General features: G+C 62.5%; 24 protein-coding genes and 1 other RNA gene. 10 read left to right on the forward strand and 15 right to left on the reverse strand.

Features of this window, described 5'->3' with window-relative positions:
* Positions 1 to 130: 130 nt before the first annotated feature.
* Positions 131 to 586: an SRPBCC family protein gene (locus V6M52_RS18625; RefSeq protein WP_332702443.1), complete on the forward strand. Its 456-nt coding sequence runs from the start codon at positions 131 to 133 to the stop codon at positions 584 to 586.
* A 79-nt stretch (positions 587 to 665) separates the two neighbouring features.
* On the forward strand, positions 666 to 2,099 hold the full coding sequence (locus V6M52_RS18630) for an inorganic phosphate transporter (RefSeq protein ID WP_332702445.1): 1,434 nt from the start codon (positions 666 to 668) through the stop codon (positions 2,097 to 2,099).
* Here the strand turns inward: V6M52_RS18630 and V6M52_RS18635 are convergent.
* From V6M52_RS18635 to V6M52_RS18655, 5 genes are all read right to left on the reverse strand, one after another.
* Complete coding sequence (locus V6M52_RS18635) at positions 2,089 to 2,553, reverse strand: NUDIX hydrolase (RefSeq protein ID WP_332691220.1); 465 nt, start codon at positions 2,551 to 2,553, stop codon at positions 2,089 to 2,091. The two genes, V6M52_RS18630 and V6M52_RS18635, sit on opposite strands and share 11 nt — an antisense overlap.
* Positions 2,554 to 2,629: 76 nt before the next feature.
* A complete protein-coding gene (locus tag V6M52_RS18640) occupies positions 2,630 to 3,028 on the reverse strand; it encodes a GFA family protein (protein WP_332691223.1) in 399 nt (132 codons plus the stop codon).
* Between the two features lie 76 nt (positions 3,029 to 3,104).
* A complete protein-coding gene (locus V6M52_RS18645) occupies positions 3,105 to 3,320 on the reverse strand; it encodes a cold-shock protein (protein ID WP_332691226.1) in 216 nt (71 codons plus the stop codon).
* 289 nt (positions 3,321 to 3,609) lie between these two features.
* A complete protein-coding gene (locus tag V6M52_RS18650; RefSeq protein ID WP_332691229.1) occupies positions 3,610 to 3,885 on the reverse strand; it encodes a hypothetical protein in 276 nt (91 codons plus the stop codon).
* 83 nt (positions 3,886 to 3,968) lie between these two features.
* Positions 3,969 to 4,319: a DUF423 domain-containing protein gene (locus tag V6M52_RS18655; RefSeq protein WP_332691231.1), complete on the reverse strand. Its 351-nt coding sequence runs from the start codon at positions 4,317 to 4,319 to the stop codon at positions 3,969 to 3,971.
* A 97-nt stretch (positions 4,320 to 4,416) separates the two neighbouring features.
* Between V6M52_RS18655 and V6M52_RS18660 the strand changes: the two genes are divergently transcribed.
* Positions 4,417 to 5,829, forward strand: coding sequence for an MATE family efflux transporter (locus V6M52_RS18660; RefSeq protein ID WP_332691234.1), 1,413 nt, complete (start codon positions 4,417 to 4,419; stop codon positions 5,827 to 5,829).
* Here the strand turns inward: V6M52_RS18660 and miaA are convergent.
* Entirely contained in the window at positions 5,826 to 6,707 is an 882-nt protein-coding gene (gene miaA / locus V6M52_RS18665; RefSeq protein WP_332702447.1) for a tRNA (adenosine(37)-N6)-dimethylallyltransferase MiaA, read from the reverse strand. The genes V6M52_RS18660 and miaA overlap by 4 nt on opposite strands.
* A 24-nt stretch (positions 6,708 to 6,731) precedes the next feature.
* On the opposite strand from miaA, the gene serB reads away from it, so the two are divergent.
* On the forward strand, positions 6,732 to 7,604 hold the full coding sequence (serB, locus tag V6M52_RS18670) for a phosphoserine phosphatase SerB (RefSeq protein WP_332691239.1): 873 nt from the start codon (positions 6,732 to 6,734) through the stop codon (positions 7,602 to 7,604).
* 88 nt (positions 7,605 to 7,692) lie between these two features.
* Here the strand turns inward: serB and hflC are convergent, their stop codons facing one another.
* The 8 genes from hflC to V6M52_RS18710 form a co-directional block, all read right to left on the reverse strand.
* Positions 7,693 to 8,778, reverse strand: a complete 1,086-nt coding sequence (gene hflC, locus V6M52_RS18675; RefSeq protein ID WP_332702449.1) for a protease modulator HflC — start codon at positions 8,776 to 8,778, stop codon at positions 7,693 to 7,695.
* A 3-nt stretch (positions 8,779 to 8,781) separates the two neighbouring features.
* A complete protein-coding gene (gene hflK, locus V6M52_RS18680) occupies positions 8,782 to 9,879 on the reverse strand; it encodes an FtsH protease activity modulator HflK (protein ID WP_332702451.1) in 1,098 nt (365 codons plus the stop codon).
* A gap of 59 nt (positions 9,880 to 9,938) precedes the next feature.
* Complete coding sequence (locus tag V6M52_RS18685) at positions 9,939 to 10,463, reverse strand: dihydrofolate reductase (RefSeq protein ID WP_332688888.1); 525 nt, start codon at positions 10,461 to 10,463, stop codon at positions 9,939 to 9,941.
* The gene (locus V6M52_RS18690) at positions 10,460 to 10,945 is read right to left on the reverse strand and encodes a GNAT family N-acetyltransferase (protein WP_332688890.1); all 486 of its coding nucleotides are present in this window, start codon (positions 10,943 to 10,945) and stop codon (positions 10,460 to 10,462) included. Before V6M52_RS18690 ends, V6M52_RS18685 begins: the two co-directional genes overlap by 4 nt.
* A gap of 113 nt (positions 10,946 to 11,058) precedes the next feature.
* Entirely contained in the window at positions 11,059 to 12,063 is a 1,005-nt protein-coding gene (locus V6M52_RS18695; protein ID WP_332702453.1) for a DUF4424 domain-containing protein, read from the reverse strand.
* 95 nt (positions 12,064 to 12,158) lie between these two features.
* The gene (locus tag V6M52_RS18700) at positions 12,159 to 12,473 is read right to left on the reverse strand and encodes a phosphoribosyl-ATP pyrophosphohydrolase (RefSeq protein ID WP_332702455.1); all 315 of its coding nucleotides are present in this window, start codon (positions 12,471 to 12,473) and stop codon (positions 12,159 to 12,161) included.
* Between the two features lie 8 nt (positions 12,474 to 12,481).
* Entirely contained in the window at positions 12,482 to 13,276 is a 795-nt protein-coding gene (locus tag V6M52_RS18705; RefSeq protein ID WP_332702457.1) for a thymidylate synthase, read from the reverse strand.
* Between the two features lie 9 nt (positions 13,277 to 13,285).
* On the reverse strand, positions 13,286 to 13,867 hold the full coding sequence (locus V6M52_RS18710) for a DUF1003 domain-containing protein (protein ID WP_332702459.1): 582 nt from the start codon (positions 13,865 to 13,867) through the stop codon (positions 13,286 to 13,288).
* A gap of 181 nt (positions 13,868 to 14,048) precedes the next feature.
* On the opposite strand from V6M52_RS18710, the gene V6M52_RS18715 reads away from it, so the two are divergent.
* The 5 genes from V6M52_RS18715 (at position 14,049) to V6M52_RS18735 (ending at position 15,930) form a co-directional block, all read left to right on the forward strand.
* Positions 14,049 to 14,447 carry a RidA family protein gene (locus V6M52_RS18715; protein ID WP_332702461.1) on the forward strand — a complete coding sequence of 133 codons (399 nt, stop codon included), beginning with the start codon at positions 14,049 to 14,051 and terminating at the stop codon, positions 14,445 to 14,447.
* Positions 14,444 to 14,683, forward strand: a complete 240-nt coding sequence (locus V6M52_RS18720) for a YdeI/OmpD-associated family protein (protein WP_332688900.1) — start codon at positions 14,444 to 14,446, stop codon at positions 14,681 to 14,683. The genes V6M52_RS18715 and V6M52_RS18720 overlap by 4 nt, the downstream gene beginning before the upstream one ends.
* Positions 14,684 to 14,764: 81 nt before the next feature.
* Positions 14,765 to 15,119: a transfer-messenger RNA gene (ssrA, locus tag V6M52_RS18725) on the forward strand.
* A 96-nt stretch (positions 15,120 to 15,215) separates the two neighbouring features.
* Positions 15,216 to 15,704: an SspB family protein gene (locus V6M52_RS18730; RefSeq protein WP_332688902.1), complete on the forward strand. Its 489-nt coding sequence runs from the start codon at positions 15,216 to 15,218 to the stop codon at positions 15,702 to 15,704.
* Positions 15,705 to 15,714: 10 nt separating this feature from the next.
* Positions 15,715 to 15,930 carry a ribbon-helix-helix domain-containing protein gene (locus V6M52_RS18735; protein ID WP_332688904.1) on the forward strand — a complete coding sequence of 72 codons (216 nt, stop codon included), beginning with the start codon at positions 15,715 to 15,717 and terminating at the stop codon, positions 15,928 to 15,930.
* Here the strand turns inward: V6M52_RS18735 and V6M52_RS18740 are convergent.
* Positions 15,927 to 19,550 carry an AsmA family protein gene (locus tag V6M52_RS18740; RefSeq protein ID WP_332702463.1) on the reverse strand — a complete coding sequence of 1,208 codons (3,624 nt, stop codon included), beginning with the start codon at positions 19,548 to 19,550 and terminating at the stop codon, positions 15,927 to 15,929. The genes V6M52_RS18735 and V6M52_RS18740 overlap by 4 nt on opposite strands.
* A 224-nt stretch (positions 19,551 to 19,774) precedes the next feature.
* Here V6M52_RS18740 and V6M52_RS18745 point away from each other — a divergent pair.
* Positions 19,775 to 21,935, forward strand: a 2,161-nt coding sequence (locus tag V6M52_RS18745; RefSeq protein WP_332702465.1) for an ATP-dependent helicase, incomplete at its 3' end; no start/stop codon positions are given.

A 21,935-nucleotide genomic window follows, 5' to 3' on the forward strand; every position in this document is an offset into this window, starting at 1 on the left:
GATAGGTGCAAGGACGCGAAGGTGTCAAGGGGCGGCGGCGCCGGCGATCGCGATTGCAGACTTCACTTAAGCATTGACTTGAGTAACTTACTCACTAAACTTATCACTTAACAAATGAAAGGAATCCAAAATGACCGAACGCTCCATCGCCCACGGCACCTTCGTAATCGAGCGCACATATCCTGCCGCTCCGGCCCGCGTGTTCCGCGCCTGGGCCGACCCGGCGATCAAGAAGCGCTGGTTCGGCGCCGGCAACGACACCAAGGAGTTTGATTTCCGTGAAGGCGGCCGCGAGTTCGCCGAGGGCAGCATGGGCGCCGACACGTACAGCTTTGACGTCCACTACCAGGACATCGTCGAAAACAACCGCATCGTCTATTCCTACCACATGGGCATCAACGGCAAGCGCATCTCGGTCTCCGTCGCCGCCATAGAGCTCTTCGCCGAGGGCACGGGCACCCGCATGACGGTCACCGAACACGGCTGCTTCCTCGATGGCCTCGACAATCTCGCACAGCGCCAGGCCGGCACCGAACAGCTCGTTGATGCACTCGGTGCAGAACTCGCGCGGCAATCGGCAAACTAGTCATCTGGCAATCGACAAACGGCGCAAACCATAGTCCAAGGATAGCTCCACCACCTGTTTGAGGATGTGCCTGCCACCGATGCCCCGGACTGCCCTGCCACTTGGCATCGCCCTCTTGTTCCTGCTGCTGGCGGCTGCCCTGGCGGCTGTCGGGATTCCCGAGGGGCCACTACGCTGGCTTGTCATCCTGGGCGCCGTGGCGACTGGCTACATGGCGCTCAATATCGGCGCCAATGACGTGGCCAACAATATGGGCCCGGCGGTCGGCGCCAAGGCCATCCCCATCGTGGCGGCACTGGCCATCGCCGCCGTCTTCGATGCCGCAGGCGCACTCCTCGCCGGCAGCGACGTCATCGATACGCTCGCCAACGAGCTACTGACCCGAGAGGCCGATTTCAGCGGTACGACGCTGATCCTCGTCATGATCGCGGCGCTCATCACCGCCGCGTCATGGCTCAATCTCTCTACCTTCGTCGGCGCGCCCGTCTCGACCACTCACGCCATCGTCGGCGGCGTCGTCGGTGCCGCGGTTGCGGCGGGCGGAGTGGGCGCCGTGGCCTGGTCTACCATCGCCATGATCGCGGTCACCTGGACCATCTCGCCGATCCTGGGCGGCGCCATTGCCGCGGCGATCCACGCCGCCATTCGCATCACCATCACTCGTCGTGCCGACAAGCTCGCCGCCGCCCAAACCTGGGTGCCCATCCTCGTCGCCGCCATGGCCGGCATTTTCGCCATGTATCTGGCCACCAAGTCGCCCGGACATTTCTGGCAATCCAATCCGGCCACCACGATGGCGCTAGGCCTGATCTTCGCCGCCCTTGGCTGGGCGGTTGCCATGCCCTGGGTGCGCATGCGGTCACTGGTGCTGGAGAACCGCAAGAAGCAGGTCGCCCGCCTCTTCCGCCCGCCATTGATCGTGGCGGCCGCGCTGCTTTCCTTCGCCCATGGCTCCAATGACGTTGCCAATGCCCTGGGTCCGCTCATGGCGATTCTGGCCGCAGCGCGGACCACGCCGGATTTGGCGCTGCAGAGCGCGCCGCTTTGGACCCTGGCCATCGGAGCCTTCGGCATTGCCATGGGTATCGCGCTGTTCGGCCCGCGCGTCATCCACACCGTCGGCGTACAAATCACCAAGCTCAACGAAATCCGTGCCTTCTGCGTGGCGCTGTCGGCCGCCATAACGCTGCTGGCGGCGTCCGCCTTCGGCCTGCCGATTTCGTCCACCCATGTGGCGGTCGGCGCGGTGTTCGGTGTTGGGTTCCTGCGCGAATATCTTGCCATCCGCGACATGAAGGGCGCCGCCGTTCCGGTGGAAACCCAGTTCGTCGATGCGGCCATGCTCAACGACACGCCCCAATTGGCGATCGCCCGCGAACGACGTTATGAGCGCCGTTATCTGGTGCGGCGCCTCAAGGTCGCGCGCATCGGTGCCACCTGGCTGGTCACCCTACCCGCCTCGGCAGGGCTGGCCGCCATTGTCTATCTGCTGCTTGATATAGCTATTGCATGAGACGGCGCACCGTCAGCTGACGATGCAGAGCTTCGGCGATACTCGACAGCGATCGATCCGCCAGCAGACGCTTGGTCTCGGCCAGCAGGGCCCAATGACGCAAGCGCTGGTCCATCTCCTGCCAGGTTTGCAGTTGGGCTTCCACTCGCAGGGGATAGAGGTCGATCTCGGTCCGCACGCCCCTGTCGGTATTTTCGTAAGTGCCGATAGCGTTTGCGCCGATCTGGCCCGATACGCCTGCTTCTTCCAGCGCCTCCTTGGCGGCGCTGTCCCACGCCGTCATGCCACTGCTGATCGACCCCTTGGGAAAAATCCAGCGCCCGGTCCGCCGCGAGGTCACCAGCAAAAACACGACCCGGTTGTCGACGATGGCATAGGGAAGAGCACCGGACTGGCGCGGTGCCGGAACACCCTCGACCTTGGAACTCCAGCCCCGCAGGAATTCAAGCAGCATGGACCCGCGCCCTCCATTCTGTTTTCCGGGCGGGAGAGTTGCACGGGGCTCGCATGCGAGTCGAGTGTAAACCGACCTACTCTCGCGGCAGATCATCCGCCAAGTGCACCCAAGCCAGCATCTCTGCAGCGTGAGAATGCACGCTCGGCTCGACGCCGTCCGGGTCGTCCAACAAGGCCGCATAGAAGTGCATCTCATTGGGATAGCGGCTCGATTTATAGAACATCGGCGAACCGCACGTGCCACAGAAGCCCCGCACGTTTCCGGGGCTGCTTTGATAGTGAACTGGCTTGTTGCCGGTAAAACTCCAGAAGCCGTTCTCTTGCCCAATCCAGGTGGTGAAAGGCGATGACGTCGCCTTGCGGCAGCTTTTGCAGTGGCAGTGCCCCACCCAGTTGTGCTTACCGATCAACTCGAAAGAGCAGGCGCCGCACAGGCACCTTCCGAGAACGACAGTCTGGGTTCTGCTGACCACGTGATCCTCCCCTCTCGCAATGCCACAAACTAAAAAGGGCCCCATGGGGCCCTTCGGAGATGCTGCTTGTCTCAGCTTAGCTAAGCAAGGTCAGGTTGGTCGCCGAAACCTTGCCGTCGCGGCCGGTCTCTAGCTCATAGGTGACCTTGTCGCCCTCGTAGAGGCCCTGCAGGCCCGAACGCTGGACAGCAGAAATATGCACGAACGCATCCTTCTCGCCATTGTCGGGCGAAATGAAACCAAAGCCCTTGGTGGTGTTGAAGAATTTTACGGTACCGGTGATGGCAGCCATAGGAATTGGTCCTCGCAAGTGGACACCGCCGAAGCGGTCAGGGTTGAAAACGGGCTTGTTAGGGCCCGGCCTAACGATTCACCGATCAGGAGGTAGCCAAGTTCCCGGCTTCTGCCGGTCGATCAGATAGCGCGAGATAGTGGTCGTAGGACCAAAATATGTCCGCTAGCCGTCCAAAATTCAAGGCGATTTCACTGGTCAATGAAAAGCACCCGATCCGGAAATGACCCGAACCGAGTGCTCTGGCGCCTCACGGCGCCTGCAGCATGGGGCGATGCTGCAACTTTCTTTAGCCGCGCGGGCAGGTATCGCGATAACGGGTGCCGTCACGACGTTCGTAGATACAGATGTCGGGGTTGTTGGACGAACGGCCGAGCAGATCGCCGGCTGCCGCACCAACAACAGTGCCGATGCCGGCGCCAACGGCCGTACCCAACAAGCTGCCGCCAGAAGCGCTCGCACCGATGACGGCGCCGCCAACACCACCGACCACGGCACCCTGCTGGGTGGTGGTGCAGGCAGCAAGAGACAGACACGTCGCAGCAATGATCAGAAACTTATGCATGGAAAACCCTCCAGAACTATCGAGGGCAAGAATGCGCTACCGCGAGATTGGTTCCAGTGGCAATTTAACAAAAGTTTAGCACCCTAATCCCGGCGACCAAACAGTGCCCCAGCGACGATGGCCAGCCAGCCCCCGATCATGAAGCCGCCGCCCAATGGCGCCGCACCGGCAAACAATCCACGCCCCAGCCATTCGCGCATGCCCAGATCACCGGCGAAGATGATGCTGCCCAGGGCCAGCAACACGGCCGCGAGGTTGAGCATCCGTCCTCGTGCGGCCAGCCCCAGCGCCAGCAGGGCCGGGCCGTGCGCCAGGCAGATGGTCGCGATGGCGGCCAGATTGCGCGAATTCCCGTCATGCGAGGCGGCGGCCGCGGCCACTACCCCGATAGCGCCAACCATGCCGGCGACGGCCAGAACCAGTCGTTGCGTCATGTCACTTCTGCCCGCCATTGCGTTGCGCCTCACCCTGCCCTCTTCCGCTATCGGGCGGATTCCTCTAGAGCAATGCCCGCGAGTAGGACATTTTGACATGAGCGAGCAAGTCACGGTTGCGCCCGGCGCCGCCGTCAATTCCGCGTCTGCCAGGAGCAGCTGGGGTGCCGAGCTGCGTGCGACCTTCGCCCTGGCCTGGCCGCTGGTCATCGCCCAGCTCGCCCAGAACGCCCTGACCGCAACCGACGTCATCATGCTCGGCTGGCTCGGCCCGCGCTATCTGGCGGCCGGCACCCTGGCGACGACGTTCCTGATGCCCTTCTTCGTTGGTGGTATCGGCATTGTCGGCGCAGTGGCGCCGCTGGTAGCCCAGGCGCGCGGCGCGCGAGAAATAAGGTCCGTCCGCCGCATCGTACGGCAGGGCATGTGGGCCGCCATCCTGCTGGCCGCACTCATGGTGCCGGTTCTGCTGCAGATTCGTCCGATTTTTGCAGTGCTGGGTCAAGACCCAGGCCTCGCCATCATGTCCGAACAGTATATCCAGATCGGCGTGTGGATGCTGTTTCCGGCGCTTGCCATGGTCGCGTTACGCTCGTTCTTGTCGGCATTTGATGCCACCCGGATTATCCTGCTGATTACCATCGGCGGCGTGATCTTCAACGCACTGACCAATTACGCACTGATGTTCGGCAACTTCGGAATGCCCCGGCTTGAGCTACGCGGCGCGGCCATTGCGACGGTGCTGTCCAATCTGCTGATGTTCGGGCTAATGCTGGCCTATGTGTTGCGCCACCGGCGCTTCAGACGCTTCTATGTGCTGATGCATTTCTGGAGGCCCGACTGGGTGCGTTTCCGCGAGATTTTCCGCATCGGCACGCCGATCGGGCTCACCATCCTGGCCGAAGTAGGGCTGTTCACCGCTGCCGCCTTGCTGATGGGCCGGCTGGGCACCGACGAGGTTGCGGCCCATGCCGTCGCGCTGCAATGCGCCTCTATGGCCTTCATGGTGCCGTTGGGGCTAGGCATTGCCGCGACCGTCCGTGTCGGCCGGGCCTATGGCAGCAGCGACCCCGAAGGCATTCGCAAGGCCGGCTGGACCGCCTTTGCACTGGGCACCGGTTTCATGGCCATCTCCTGTGTGCTGTTCCTCACCATCGGACCCACCATCGTGTCCTGGTTCCTCGACCCGCGCCTGCCCGAAAATGCCAATGCACTGGCGCTGGCAGCGACATTCCTCGTGGTCGCGGGCGTGTTCCAGCTGGTGGACGGCGCGCAAGTCGTCGCGGCCCATGCGCTGCGCGGCCTGAGCGACACCAAGATTCCGATGGTCTTGGCCATCGTGGGCTACTGGGTCGTCGGCCTGCCGGTCGCCTATATCCTGGGCTTCGTCGTCGGCTGGCGTGGCGTTGGCATCTGGATCGGCCTTGCCGCGGGGCTGGCCTTCGTCGCGGTCGTGCTGGTGATACGCTTCGCCATGCGTGAGCGCCTGGGCCTGCTGCGACCGCGCTAGGCGCCCCGCCGCGGCCAATCGCCAAACCGGTTGCGGAACCAGGTACGCTGCCGCTTGGCATATTGCTGGGTAGCAATCGTCGCCAGCTCGATCGCCTCGTCCTGTTCGATGGCGCCATCGAGCCAGTCGCCGATCTCGCGCACTCCGATGGCCTTCATCACCGGCAGCGACGGATCGAGATCGAGCGCGCGCAGCGCCTTGACCTCATCCACCGCCCCACCGCCAAACATCTGTTCGAACCGGACAGCGATACGCTTGCGCAGCACATCCCGATCAGGGTCCAGCACGATGCGATCAACAGACAAGAAATCCGCCAGCATGCTGGCAGATAATTCGTCCTGGAAGCTGGAAAGCGTGCGGCCTGTGGCCCGCTTTACCGCCAGCGCACGGGTCAGCCGCTGCGGGTCCACCACCTTGAGCCGCGCAGCCGCGACCGGGTCTTCGCGGCGCAGCAGTTCGAGCCGCTGCTCGCCGTCAAGCGCTTGAATCTCTTGTTGAACTTGAAGCGCCAACGCTGCCGGAACCTCGGGCACATCGGCGAATCCATTTAGCAGCGCATCGAAGTAAAGCCCTGTTCCGCCAACGAAAATCAGCGGCCGCGCGGGATCCGCATTTTTCATCACCTCGCTGACAGAAGTCAGCCACTGCCCGGTCGAAAACCGCACCGCCGCCGGCACGGTGCCATAGAGCCGGTGCTCCGCCAGCGCCATATCGGCATCGCTCGGCCGCGCCGTAACCACTTGCAGCACTTCGTAAATCTGCATGGCATCGGCATTGACCACGATGCCGTCCTGCGCCTGCGCCAGCTCAAGCGCCAGCGCCGACTTGCCGCTGGCAGTCGGACCCGCTATCAGGACGGCGCGCCTGCGGCCTGTCACGCATTTCTCCTCAGAAAAGACCCCATGCCCATCCTCTGCCTGATCGCCAATCCAATCGACTCCGAACTCGACCCGGTTCTGGCCGCGGCCGTTGTCAAGCAGACGGGCGGCGAGCTCAACTGGCTCGACCATTCCATTGCCTGCGAGATCATCGAGCCGAAGTCAACCGATGCGCTGGCCCTGGCGCGCGAGATCATCGGCAACCGGCGCGTCGACGCAGCGCTGGTGCCCAGCGAAAACCGCCGCAAGCAGATCCTCGTCGCCGACATGGATTCCACCATGATCAACGAGGAATGCATCGACGAGCTTGCCGCTGCTCTCGGCATCAAGGACCAGGTGGCCGAGATCACCGACCGCGCCATGCGCGGCGAGCTTGATTTCGGCCAGGCGCTCGACACCCGCGTTGCCCTGCTCAAGGGACTCGAGCGCCGTGTCATCGAGGAAGTCCGCCGTGAACAGATTACTCTCGCCCCCGGTGGCCGCGCCCTGATCCAGACCATGAAGGAATATGGCGCCTATACCTCGCTGGTCTCTGGCGGTTTCACCTTCTTTGCCGACTATTTCGCCAAACGCATCGGTTTCCACGAGGCCATTGCCAACGTGCTCGAATTCAACGGCGATGCGCTGACCGGCGCCGTGGCCAAGCCCATTGTCGATAAGAACACCAAACGCGAACGCCTGCAGGCGCTCGCCGCCGAGCGCAATGTGCCGCTGAGCCAGACCATCGCGGTCGGCGATGGCGCCAATGACCTCGACATGATCCGCATTGCCGGTTTCGGCGTCGCACTGCATGCCAAGCCGGCCGTTGCGGCCGAGGCCGGCATTCGCATCGACCATGGCGACCTCACGGCCCTGCTCTATCTGCAGGGCTATAGTGACGAAGAGATCGTCCGCTAGGCTCTTCACCTCGCCCAAAGGGAGAGGTTAGCCCCGAACAAAAAAGCCGGCGCTGAGCGCCGGCTTTTTGTTTTCAGGCAGACCCGCGCTACTGCGCCGGGGCGGCTGCCGGCTCCTCTACAGGCGCAGGCAGCTCGGTGCCCACGGTCGGCGCCAGCTTCGAGCCGTCCTCCAGCGTGACGCTGGGCACCGTGACTTCCTCGATGCCCAGGCCGTCCAGAGCCGGCAGGTCGGCCGCCGGTGCCGTGATCGGGGTTGCCGTCGGCTGGATCGGGGTGGCCAGATTGCTGTTGGCATCCGGAATCGAACCGTTCGAACCGAAGTAGCGGAAGAACTCGCTGTCAGGCGACAGCACCATGGTGGTGCCGGTGCTGGTCAGCGCAGTGCGATAGGCTTCCATCGAGCGATAGAACTCGAAGAACTCCGCATCCTGCCCGTAGGCGGCCGCGAACAGCCGGTTGCGCTCAGCGTCACCGGTACCGCGGATGATTTCCGCATCGCGTGTCGCGGCAGCGACGATTTCGACAGCCTGACGGTCGGCGATAGCGCGCAGGCTCTGGGCCTGTTCCTGACCACGAGCACGGAGCAGAGCCGCTTCAGCAAGACGTTCGGCGCGCATGCGCTCGAAAGTCGTGGCCGAAACGTCGGCTTCGAGATCGGTGCGCAGGATACGAACGTCGACCACCGAAATGCCCAGCTCTTCGAGATCCGGGCGGATCAGGTCGCGGGCTTCGCGCATCATCTGCGTGCGCTGTTCTGACAGGGCAGCATTGAACTCGCGCAGACCATAGACCTGGCGCAAGGCTGAATCGAAGCGGGTGCCGATACGATCCTCTGCCACCGCCAGTTGACCCAGTGCACGTTCACGGAACAGGCGCGGGTTGGAAATGCGGTAGGTCAGGAACGCGTCCACCTGGTAGAAGGCATTGCCCGAAACTTGCACACGCATATTGGCGATGTCGTAACGCAGCAGCCGGTCTTCGACGATCTGCACGCTGTCCACGATGTCGGTCGGGACCTTGAAATAGAGGCCAGGCTCGGTCCGCACGTCGGTGATCTGGCCGAAGCGCATAACGATGGCCTGCTCGCGCTCGTTGACCACATAGATGGTCGAGAAGAAGATGTAGAGGGCGCCCAGAATGACGACGCCAAGGATGATCAGACGATTGTTCATGGCTTAGTTCCCCGTCGTGCTGGTTGTCGCGCCGGGGCGCAGTTCGGGCAGGGGCAGGTAGGGAATGACCCCCTGGCCGCCGGCGCCGTTCTCAATCAGCACCTTTTCGGAGCCGCCCAGCACTTCTTCCATCGTTTCGAGGAAGAGGCGCTTGCGCGTCACTTGTGGCGCATTGACATATTCAGCATAGATGGCGTTGAAGCGCTGGGCCTCACCGGTCGCTTCCTGCACCACGCGGTTGGTGTAGGCGGCAGCATCTTCACGCAGCGCGGCCGCACGGCCACGGGCATCGCCAAGCAGGGTGTTGGCATAGGAACGCGCCTCTTCCTGCAGGCGCGTCTCGTCCTGACGGGCGCGCTGCACTTCATTGAATGCGTCAATGACTTCAGCTGGCGGACCAGCATTTTCGATCAGCAGCTGGCTGATCTGGACACCCAGACCGTAGCTTTCCAGAATGCCCTGCGTGATGGAAAATACCTCGGCAGCAATGCCCTGGCGGTCATCGCTGTAGATGTCCTGCGCCGGGCGACGGCCCACGACTTCGCGCATCGCGCTTTCAGCCGCATAGCGCACCATGGCTTCCTGATCGCGGACATTGAACAGATAGGCCACGGCGTCGTTGACGGCCCAAAGCACCGAAAACTGCACGTTGACGATGTTTTGGTCACCCGACAGCATCAACCCTTCCGAACGCGAATTCCCGCTGCTCGACGTCGCCACGCCGATCTGCGTCTGGTTTTCGGTGACGGCTACCTTTTCGACGGTTTCGATCGGCCACAGGAGGAAATGCAGGCCCGGCATGGACAGCTCGGGCTTGGGCGCGCCGAAACGCAGCTCGACGCCCACTTCCTGCGGATCGACCGTATAGATCGAATTCAGGGCCCAGAACGCGACGATGGCGAGAGCGCCACCGACCAGCGCCCAGCGCCCACCGGGAAGGCCGCCCTTGAACTGGTCGCGACCGCGGTTGAGAATATCCTCGAGATTGGGCGTGTTGCCGCCGCCTGGCCGACGCGGGCCACCGCCGCCACCCGGCGCCTGACCCCAGGGACCGCCATTATTGTTGCGGCCACCCCCGCCTCCGTTATTCTCCCACGGCATCGCGTCCCTTTCGGATATTTTGTTTCATGGGGACTTATATAGGCAAGCACTCCGCACGATCAATGCGCCGCGTCGCGACGCCGCTCATACACTTTGACGCGGTAAGTTGCCTCGTCCTTGGGAGATGGCGCCACTTCTGGCAGATCGACCACCGTCCATTGCTCGGGTGCAATGACCGGAAACCGCACGTCTCCGGCCGGCGCCAGATCGATATGGGTGATGTAGAGCCGGTCGGCCCGGCCCATGAGCTGGGCGTATAGCTCCCCGCCCCCGATGATCATGATTTCGTCAACGCCATCGGCTTCGGCAATTTCGCGCGCCTTTGCGAGTGCCGCCTCGATGTCGTGGAACACCAATACGCCCTCGGGCTGATATCCCTGCTGTCGAGTGATGACGATATTGGTCCGCCCAGGCAGGCCCTTGCCCACGGTCTCATATTGCTTGCGCCCCATGACGATAGGCTTGCCCAGCGTCGTGCGCTTGAAGAAGGCCATGTCGGAAGGCACTCGCCAGGGAATGGACTGGTCGCTGCCGATCACGCCATTTTCGGCCACGCCGGCAATCATGGCAATCTTGACGGTCATGGCGTCCCCAGCTTCAGCAAGGCCGCGCCATCGACGCGCACCTTGGTCCATTCATCCTGCATCACGCCACCCTGCGACCTGTAGAATTCGATGCTAGGCTCATTCCAGTCGAGCACCCACCATTCAAATCGTCCAAGCCCTTCGGCCACGCAGCGCCGCGCCAGATTGACCAGCAGCGCCTTGCCGATCCCCTTGCCGCGCAGGGCCGGATCGACGAACAGATCCTCAAGCCAGATACCGTGCCGGCCCTGGAAGGTCGAATAGGTATAGAACCACAGCGTGAAGCCAACGGGCTTGCCTTCCCACTCTGCGATCTCGCAGAAGGCCTTGGGATCGGCGCCGAATAGGTCCCGCACAATATCGGCCTCACTCGCATTGGCCTCGTGGCTCAGCTCCTCGTACTCGGCCAAGGCCGCAACGAGCTGGATGATGAGGCTGGCGTCTTCGGCGGTGGCGGGGCGGATAGTGAGTAAGTCAGTCATGAAAACCAATGGTGGCACGACCTTGTGGTGCGACAGGCTCACCATGAGGTCTACGTTGAAATCTCAGCAGACCTCATCCTGAGCCTGTCGAAGGACGAGGTCGTGGCAGGAGGCTAGTTCGCCGGCTGGCGTTCGAGGATCAGGATATCCAGTTCCTGTTGCGGCCAGAAATCGGTCTTGACCATCTCGAATGTCGTTGGCCCGATCTTCTTGACGCCCTCCCCGCAGAACGAGACGAGATTGTCCGGGCTGCCCTTGTCGATCACCAGGCGGAACGTGCCGATGCCATTGCCGCCCCAATTGCCGCCAGTGGTGAGGATGTAAGAAATCCAGCTCTCGAAGAACGGGGCCGACCAGGGCTCTTCCGGGCTGGTCAGCGTCTTGCGCACGGCCGCGAGGAACGCCTCGTCGGTGCAGTATTTGGTCGCATATTCCTTGGCCGGGTCGTACTCCTCGTAAGGCTCGCTGAGAAAGCTCACCCCCACGGTGCCACCGACGCTGGGCTTGTAGGTGTGGACCACCTCGACAGTCTCACCGGCGGGGAAATTACCTTCCCAGGTATAGGTGGCCTTGTAAGTCCAGGCCGGCCAATAGTGCTTTTCCCAGCCTTCGCCAGCGTCGAACTCGTCGGGCGCTACCATGCCCAGATGCAGCAGCCGTGCGGTGGTCTCGTCATCCAGGGCATCGGTGGCTTCGCTCGCCTGGCTGGAAATCGGCACCAGCGGCAGGCCGAGCTGCTTGATCAGCTTGGTGCGATCGACCCCAAAGGCGAAGGCATACTCGTGCAGCGTGGCTTCGACCGGCTCGCCATTGAGAGTGGTCTCGAATTCGAAGAGGTTGTCGTCCGGGCCCATGGGAAAGGCGACCGGCGAGAAGAAATTGGGCACGATGTCGGGCATGGGAAAGGCCACGAGAATGCTCTGGTCGACCTCGCCGGTATTGCGGAACTGGTAGATGACCCGGATCTCTTCTTTCGAGATGAAGAGCTCTTCGCTTTCCATCACGATGTCCTGGTTGGTGACAAATTCCAGCCCGCCCGTGGTCAGCACGGCCGAGGTGTCGTTTGCCAGAGCCGGAACAGCGGCAAGCAGCGCGCCACAAAGCAGCAGAAACCTCATCCCATCCTCCCCAACGATCAATGCCTCTTGATCTACCACGGCGTCATTCCCGCGAAAGCGGGAATCTCGTTCGGACAATTGCCGGCGCCCGCCACCTAGACGGTCGGACTGCGGCCCAGATACTGGAACCACTTGCGCTCCAGCGCTGCCTCAATGTCGATGCCGTTGTGGCGGGCAAACAGCATCAGCGTGGCCAGCACGTCGGCTGTTTCGTCCTCCAGCGCTTGCCGGATTATTGTGCTATCGGCCCCCTTGAGCCGCCCGCGCGCGGTCGCCTTCAGGTACTCGGCGGTCAGCTCGCCCAGTTCCTCCTGAATTTTGAGAATATACCAGTCGTCGTCGCGCGTGATGCCGTTGCGTGACGCGTAGGTGTCCGACACCTCGGCTACCAGCGGCAGGAGCTCCGCCAAGCTCCGACTCATACCGAAACGGCCGCCTTGATATGCGAATGCGGATCGTATCCCTCGAAGGCGAAATCCTCGAAGACGAAGTCTTCCAGCCGCTTCACATCCGGATTGATCTTGAGCACGGGCAGCGGCCGCGGCTCACGAGTGAGCTGTAGTTTCGCCTGCTCGAAATGGTTCGAATAAAGGTGCACGTCACCGAAGGTGTGGACGAAATCGCCGACCTCCAGATTGCAGACCTGCGCCACCATATGAGTGAACAGCGCATAGGAGGCGATGTTGAACGGCACCCCCAGGAAGGTATCGGCCGAGCGTTGGTAGAGCTGGCAGCTCAGCTTGCCATTGGCCACGTAGAACTGGAACAGGCAGTGGCATGGTGGCAGCGCCATTTCGTCGACCTCGGCGGGGTTCCAGGCCGATACGATGTGGCGCCGCGAATCCGGCTTGGTCTTGATGCTCTCGATTACATTGGCGATCTGGTCGATCTTCCGGCCATCCGGTGCCGGCCAGCTGCGCCACTGCGAGCCGTAGACCGGTCCTAGATCGCCGTTCTCGTCGGCCCATTCGTCCCAGATCTTGACGCCGCGCTCCTGCAGCCAGCGCACATTGGTCTCGCCGCGAATGAACCAGAGCAGCTCATAGACGATGGACTTGAGATGCAGCTTCTTGGTCGTCAGCAGCGGGAAGCCCTGCGCCAGATCGAACCGCATCTGATAGCCGAACAGCGAGCGTGTGCCCGTGCCCGTGCGGTCGGACTTGTCGACACCGTGTTCGAGAATATCGGAGAGAAGCTTGAGATAGGGCTGCATACCTCGATCCTACTTCGATTCGGGCCGGGCTGCCTCCCCGGCGCGCGCCTGAACCAGCCGCATCAACAGCTCGATCTGCTCCTGTTGCTTGGCGATCAGTTGCTTGAGGTCGTCATTGCGCATCTGGTCCACCTTGTCATGCAGCGCCATGATTTCGATCTCGGCCTTCAGATTGCACTCATAATCATGCGCTGTGACCAGCCTGTCCTTCGCGGACTGCCGGTTCTGGCTCATCATGATCACCGGCGCCTGCACTGCTGCCAGCATCGACAGCAGCAGATTGAGAAAGATGAAGGGATAAGGATCGGGCGCCAGTTGCGTCAGCAGCAGATTGCCGCCCACCCAGGCCACCAGCACGGCGCCGAAGATGCTCAGGAAGGTCCAGGAGCCGCCGAAGGATGCCACGCCATCAGCCAGCCGCTGACCGAACGTAGACTTGTCATCGAACACCGTGCTGGTGTCCACCGATAGCGCCTTCTTGCCGATGGCCTGCTCTAGAACGCGCCGCTCCTCCGCGCTCAGTGTCGTTTCACCCTTGCCCAGGAAGGTTTCGGCAGCGTGGATCAGCTTTTCGGATGAAGTGTCGGTCATGATGCAAATCGATTCCCGTGGCGAAGGCAGTCAACCTGGCTACAATAGCGCATTGGCGGGACCGTGACCCGCACGCCAGCGGCCGCCCATGATTGAGGTAATAGAATACCTCCACTCGTCCTGACAGACGCTGTCAGCACCGCCCCTGTAGTCACTGCCGTAAGATCAAGGAGAGACGATCATGTCGGTTGAACATCTCAATCCCGATGGACTGTACAAGAGCCCCGTTTTCTCCCAGGGCATCATCTTGCCGGCGGGCGCCCGGATCCTGCTGATCGGCGGCCAGAACAGCGTCGACGCCATGGGCGAGATCGTCGGCAAGGGCGATATCGCCATGCAAACGGCACAGGCACTGGCCAATCTGCAAAAGGTGCTCGACGCCGCCGGCGCGCGCCTCGAAGACCTGGTCAAGATGACCATTGTCATCCACCAGGATGCCGATCTGCGGGCCGGTTTCGGCGCCTGGATGGCCGTATGGGGTCAGCGACCCAATCCACCCACGGTGACGGCCCTGCGCGTGGCCGCCCTTGCCAACCCCGATTTCCTCATCGAGATCGAGGCACAAGCTGTGCTGCCATGAGCCCGGTGCTTCGCCCCCTGCGCAAGCGCGAAACCATGCCCGATTTCGTCGGCCAGGCGCTCGATGAACGCGGTCTGCGCAACCAATACGATGCGCGGCCACCCTACCAGCGCAACGATTACCTGCTCTGGATCAACAAGGCCAAGCGCGACGAGACCAAACGCAAGCATCTCGACCAGATGCTCGAGGAACTCGAGGCGGGCGGCGTCTATATGGGCATGAAGTGGGGCGGCTGACTCAGCCTGCTCTCCATGTACGAAAGAGACCTGTGACCGGCCAGCGACTCAAGTGATGTTTGCGAACACAATGCAGCGCGTTCCGTTGCGCCCCGCGAGCGGCTCACCTATATAGGGAGGGCTCGCAAGAGCTATGGCGATAAACTGTCATCGTAATAAACCTTTCGGACCCGGGGGCAGTACCCGGCGCCTCCACCATCTTCCCCGCAGGGGCAGCCAATGGGGGCGAAACAGGATCGACGAGGGCGTAAAGGGTGTGCTTTTGCTCGGTGAGGTACCACCGTTATCGGTCCAAAACTTATAGTTGCAAATGACAACCATAAGGCTCCAGTCGCTCTCGCTGCGTAAGCAGTGCTAGCATTGGGAAATTAAGTCCTCCACCCCTAGCCGGGTGACAGGCGGGGTCCGCAGGCACCTGGCAACAGAAGCCTGCACCTTCCCTCTCTTTCCGCGCCTTTGGCCTTGAATTCTCACGGAACGTGAGGCTGATATGGATCGTTCGGGATTCTGTCCCCAAACTGGAAGGTTGCCGATGGCCGAAGATCACATGCGATACGACATTCTCGCCCAGGAAGCCCTGCGCGGCGTCGTGCGCAAGGTGCTGTCTGAGGTCGCCAAAACCGGTCTGCCCGGCGAACACCACTTCTTCATTTCCTTCCTCACTCGTGCGCCGGGCGTGCGGCTGAGCGAGAAATTGCTTGGCCAGTACGACAAGGAAATGACCATCGTGGTTCAGAACCAGTACTGGGACCTCAAGGTCAACGAGACTGCCTTTGAAGTCGGCCTGTCATTTGATGGCATCCCCGAGACACTGGTCATCCCGTTTGCGGCTATCAAAGGCTTCTTCGACCCTTCGGTACAGTTCGGATTGCAGTTCGACCCCGCAACGGCTCCTGGCTCGGAAGCCCTTGAGGCCAGGGCCGACGACGCCGTGGAAGCCGAAGCGGCCGCCCCTGAAGGCGGCGACGAAAAGCCGGGCGAAAAAGTCGTGAGCCTCGACGCCTTCCGCAAGAAGCCCTGATCCTGCCCTGATGGACAAGCGCTCCCTGTCCATCGCCGGTCACCGCACATCCATCGCGCTGGAGCCGGAATTCTGGGCCGCACTTGAAGCCATGGCGGCCGAAAGGGCCCAGCCCATGGCGGGCCTCATCCGCGACATCGACGAGAACCGGCAGACCGACAACCTGTCATCCGCCGCCCGGCTGGCCGTGCTGCGCTGGTATCAGCGGCGGATCGACGGCGGCTAGAACTGCGGCTGATTGACGCCCGCGCCCAGGGGTTGATTGACCCGAGGCGGGGGCAGGCCCAGGTTCAACGGGCCAGTGAATGACGGGCCTGGCTGGGACCCCGCTGGAGAGCTGGTCTGTTGCTCTTGCAGTAACCGCTCCTGTTCCAGCCGTTGCGCTTCCTCCTCCGCAGCCAGCCGCGCCGCTTCCTCGGCGGCCCGTCGGCGCTGCTCCTCGATCAGCCGGTTGCGCTCCGCGGCAGCGGCCCGCTGGCGCGCTTCATCCTCGGCCCGCAAGATTTCGAGGCGATCCACTTCGAGCTCATTGGCACGCACCAGCACCGCAGCGATCATCTCATCGAGGTCCAGCGTCACCTCCGGTTCCAGCAGCGTACCGGCAAGCCTGGTGACGATGCGCGAGGTATCTGGCCCGACCAGCCCTTTGGCATCCTCGAAGTCGCGGGGCGTCATGACGAAATTGCCATTGAGACCCAGGGGCGCCAGCGCGAGATTGAGACCTCCAGCCAGACCCGCCCCCTCGCCCTCAACAATGAGATTGGCCAGCCGGACCACGCCACCAGCAATGGTGAAGGCGCCGGTCGTCGTTGGCGCCGTGAACGGCCCCTGCCCCAGCGCCAACCCCATGATGGCCCCCATGGCATCGGCCTCTGTATTGAGCACATCATCGAGCCCGGCCACCGTCGCGAACACGCTGGGCGACAGCTGCGCTGCCGACAGCGCCGTGAGCGTGAAATTGCCTTCGCCCGACGCCGCTGCGATGACCTCCGCCAGGCTGGCGCCGCTGCCCTCGAAGCGCACGCCACCGTCAAGCAGCCCATCCAGCGCTGTGGCAATGGCCGGCGTCGCCACCGTATCGATAGGCATGCCCTCCAGGGTCATACGGCCGCTGACGGTCTTGTCGACCAGGGGCCCGGCGCAGCACACTGCAATATCGAGACCCAGCCGGCCCTCGCCCGCCACCGCGTCGAAGCGCGCCAGCCGCGTCCGTGTTTCGTCCCAGGTCAATTCGAAGTTGGTCGCACCCAGCCGGTCAATACCACCAGCAGCCAGCGCCCCGGCGGTGACTGCAACCGAACCGCGTGTCTGCCTGCCCTGCTCCCCCAGCACAATCGGACCTTCTGGCCAAACCGCATCGCCGGCGACCAAAGCAGCCGGGCCAAACAGCGCCGCAGCCAGCCCTTCGACCGAAACCGTATCCACACCGATGGCCCCTGCGATGGCGGCCGTGCTGCCGGTGCGGGACAGGGCCAGCTCGCCCGAGAATGCCGTTTCGCCGGACGTTCCAGCGATTTCGGTCAGGCGGGCCAGCCGTTCGCCTTCGAAGTGTAATTGCGCGCTGCCATTTGCCATCGGCAAGGTCAGGCCATGCGCTCCGACCAGTCCCGCCAGTCCGCCGGCGTCAGCCAGCGCCACATCGAGCGTCCCGGTGCCCTCGATTTCGCCATTGTCCGCTGCCTGCAGGGTGCCGGAAAAACTGACGTTCTCATCGCCAAGGCTCGCCGTGAGACTGCTGGCAAGACCGGCGCTCGGCTCGCCTTCGAAGCTGAGGCTCAATAGCATGGAGCCTTCCCCGTCAAAAAGGTCGGTATCGCCGAACCCGATCTGGCGTGTGAAAGCCGCGATATCAGTGGATTCAAGTCCACCGGTGACCTGCAAGGGGGCCGTGGTCAGTGCACCGATGCCACCGCTGAGTTCAGCACGTAGATTGAGGTCGCCGACGCCCAGGGCTCCCCCAAGAATGATGGTCTGGCCGCCGTCGATCGGTTCGCTGACGTCCACCAACAGGTCCGCCGGTGCAGAAAGCGCCAGGAAATCCCGCCAGCTCTCCGGCATCGCCAGCAGATCGTAGGCGCCCAGCAGCGCAGCTGCGTCGCCCGCTCCAATGCGAACCAGGCCCGAACCCGAAACATCCGGTTCTGCCATCGTGCCACCGGCAACCAGCGTCGCGTCGAACCCGAGCCCCCCCCATTCAGCCGCTGCGAGCCGGGAAAAATTGACCCTTCCGCTCCCCCACTGCCCCTCGGCAACCAGGCCGGTGCCATCCAGCCCCAGCACCCGCGCACTCGTGCCGGTCAACGAGAAACTGCCGAAAGGAAAGCTGATGCCGAAGGCAGGCTCCGCTGCGATATTGGGGAGCAGCGCCGCCACCATGGCGCTGCCACCGGCCCCCAACTCGTCGAAATGCGCGACCAGATCGAGCCGCTTTTCCTCGCCGAAGCCAAGCCTTGTTTCGAGGCTGTGATTTCTCCCTGCCAGCGTCAGCACGCCGTTGGCCAACCCGGCAGCGTCGCCGACCAGCATGACACGGCCCGTTAGCGTGCCGGGCACGTTGAACAATGGATTGTCATCGCCCGGCTTGCGCCACAGCGCCGCCAGCCCGTCAAGCCTGGCGCTCGTCAACGAAACCTCGCCGCGAAACGCCGGACGATCATTCTCACTGCTCAATTGCCCGCTGGCGCGCAGCTCCGTGTCGCCGGGCAACTGACCTATGAACTGCTCAATCTGCCAGGCCGTACCGTCGGTGCGCGCGTCCATACGCACATTGCGCAACGCGAAGCCGCGCAGGCCGACTTCTGCCAGATCGATCCCGACGCGGCCTGCCATGGGCGGAATGATCGGGGCCGGCAGTTCCGCCAGCAGCCGCACCGCCTCATAGGGCAGCGTCGTCGTGTCTTCCTTCGCGTCGCGCGGCGGCAGCGAAAATACCCCGCCCGAAATCACCGCGTCGAAACTGCGGACATCGCCGAGCTGAATGCTCGCCGCACCGGTCAGCCGCGTGCCGGCGCGATTCTCATCGGGCTGTAGCGTATAGCCAGACAGCACGATGCGATCGGTCGAGCCGGTGGCCTTACTCTGCAGAACGAGGTCGCCCCTTATATCTTCCGCCACGGCCGCGGCAGGCGGCTTCTGGCGATAGACCACATCACCATTGAACTTAGGGGCCATGCCAGGCGCCAACAGCCCCTCGACCGCAAGCGAGAAACCCGCGGACTCCGGCTGGAGGAACAACGAGACGCGTGAATTTCCCGTCTCGTCGGTGGCGCTGGAATTGAGCCGAAGGCTGTAGCCTTCGTCGCGATAGCTGCCCGTGCCGACGAATGAAAAAGGCCCGCTGAAGCTGGACAGTCCCAATTCGCCGCTGACCTCGTCGGCAACGAAACTCTCCCCCGAACGGCGATCCATCAGCCGTACCGTGGCGTCTATGATGCTCGCATTGCCCAGCCCAACGCCACTGGTTGAGGCAACCGACACGCCGCTGCCGAAGAACCCGCTCTCATCAACCGTGAAGTCGATGACCGGCTGCCGCAACACCAGGCGCGTGACGTTGTAATTGTCGCGCAGGAAATCCATCAGCGAGAATTCGGCTTCGACGCTGTCGATGGTCGCCGCCGGCTCCTCGGGCTCGCCCACCAGCACATCGGAAAAGCGCAGCACCGGTTGCGGCAGCAGCGTGAACTCGATATTGCCGCGCACCGTCACCGGCGTCCCGAGCACGCTGGTCGCCAATTCCTCCATGCGGCCGCGATAATCGCTCCAATGGATGAAGTATGGGGCAATGAAAGCGCCGCCGAGGACGATGATCGCCAGCGAGCCGACAATGATATAGATGCGGTTCAGCACGGCGCTTGGTCACCCGGTTTTCCCCGCAGAGTGTAGGCAAGCGCGCGCCCCGCGCAACCCCGCCAGTGCACTCATTACACGTGGGCGCGCACACTTCGGTGACACCCCCGCGTCCTATACACCGGGCCTGCCAGCCCCTATATTGCCGACGAGAACAAAATAAGATTCGTCAATCCCCGCGCTGCGCCTGCCGGCCCCGGCATGCAGCGATGGAAAGGCCCTTTATGCCCGGCAAAGCCCACCCCATCGACCGCCCGTCCGCCGGACCGATCACCAGCCAGCTCCAACGGCGCGGGCCGGACTATCTGGCTGGGCTCAATCCGGAACAGCGGGACGCCGTGCTGACCACAGAGGGCCCCCTACTCGTGCTGGCGGGTGCGGGCACGGGCAAGACGCGAGTACTTATTTCCCGCATCGCACATATCCTCAATCAAAAATTGGCGTTCCCGAGTCAAATTCTCGCCGTCACTTTCACCAACAAAGCTGCCGGTGAAATGAAGAGGCGTATTGTGGCATTCGAGCCAGATACAGCCGGGATGCGCTGGGTGGGAACATTCCACTCGATTTCTGCTCGCATTCTCCGCGAGCATGCTGAGTTGGTAGACTTGAACCCGAAGTTCACCATTGTTGACACTGACGATCAGATCCGGGTCATCAAGCAATTACTAGCAGCAGAAAATGTCGACGAGAAGCGTTGGACCGCTCGTGGATTTGCTGGAATGCTCGACACTTGGAAAAACCGCGGCTGGTTACCCAAAGACGTACCAGCCGCTGAAAACGGCGTCTTTGCGAATGGCAAGTTGCCGAACCTGTATGCCGACTACCAAGCCCGGCTCAAAACGCTCAACGCCGTCGATTTCGGCGATCTTCTTTTGGAGTGCATTCGTCTCTTTCGCGAGAACCCGGAAGTGCTGGACGGGTACCACCGCAAGTTCAAATACATGCTGGTGGACGAATACCAGGACAGCAATACCGCCCAATATCTCTGGCTGCGCCTGCTGGCCCAAGGCAAGCCCTCCAGCGAAACCAATATCTGTGTGGTGGGCGACGACGACCAGTCCATCTACGGCTGGCGCGGCGCCGAGGTGGACAACATCCTCCGCTTCGAGAAGGATTTTCCGGGCGCCAAGGTGGTCAAGCTCGAGCGCAATTACCGCTCGACCTCCAATATCCTCAAGGCCGCCTCAACGCTGATCGCCTTCAACGAGGGCCGGCTGGGCAAGACGCTATTCACCGATGTCGCCGAGGACGGCGAGCCAATTTCATTCACGCAGGTCTACGATTCTGAAGAAGAGGCTAGGACTGTCGGTGAGGAGATCGAGCAGTACCAGCGTCAGGGAGAGTCGCTGAACTCGATGGCGATCCTGGTGCGCGCCTCTTTCCAGATGCGCGAATTTGAAGAGCGCTTCATTACGCTGGGCCTGAATTATCGCGTCATCGGCGGTCCACGCTTTTACGAGCGCAAGGAAATTCGTGATGCGCTGGCTTATCTTCGGCTTGTTGCCCAGCCGGCGGATGACCTCGCCTTCGAGCGCATCATCAACGTGCCCAAGCGTGGCCTCGGCGATTCCACGGTCAATATGCTCACCGCAACGGCCAGGCATCAGCGTATTCCGCTGCTCATTGCTTCGCGCTTGATGGTGGAAACCGAAGACCTCAAGCCCAAGCAGCGCACGACGTTGCGGACCCTGGTAGCGCAGTTCGACGACTGGTCCTATCGCGCCGAGAGCCTGCCACCCTACCAGCTTGTCGAGCAAATCCTCGAGGAAAGCGGCTACATGGATATGGTGACTGCTGACAAATCTGCGGAATCCCAAGGTCGCAAGGAAAACCTCAAGGAACTTAGCCGTTCGATGGAAGAGTTCGAGACTCTTGGCGGCTTCCTCGAACACATCTCGCTGGTCATGGACCGCGACAGCGCCGAGGCTAGCGACGCCGTCACCATCATGACGCTGCACTCGGCCAAGGGCTTAGAATACAACACGGTTTTTCTCCCTGGCTGGGAGGATGGCACTTTTCCAAGTCAGCGCTCGATGGATGAAAGTGGCCGTGCCGGTCTGGAGGAGGAGCGCCGCCTTGGCTATGTGGGTATAACAAGAGGTCGGCAGCGCGTTCGCATATCGGCGGCACAAAACCGGCGTATCCATGGCCTGTGGCAGTCGGCAATTCCGTCACGCTTTGTCGACGAACTACCGCCTGACGCAGTCGTCGTAACCGATCGCGGTTCGGCGTACGGCGGCTACGGCTATGGCGGCGGCGCCACGTCCCGCTTCAACATGGCCGACCCCTTCGAGAGCGTCTATGAAACCCCCGGCTGGCAGCGCGCCCGCGCCCAGCAAGCCTCCCGCAAGGGTGGCGGTCCGCTGACCATCGACGGCGACCTCG

The sequence above is a fragment of the Devosia sp. genome (assembly GCF_036676215.1).
GTDB lineage: Bacteria > Pseudomonadota > Alphaproteobacteria > Rhizobiales > Devosiaceae > Devosia.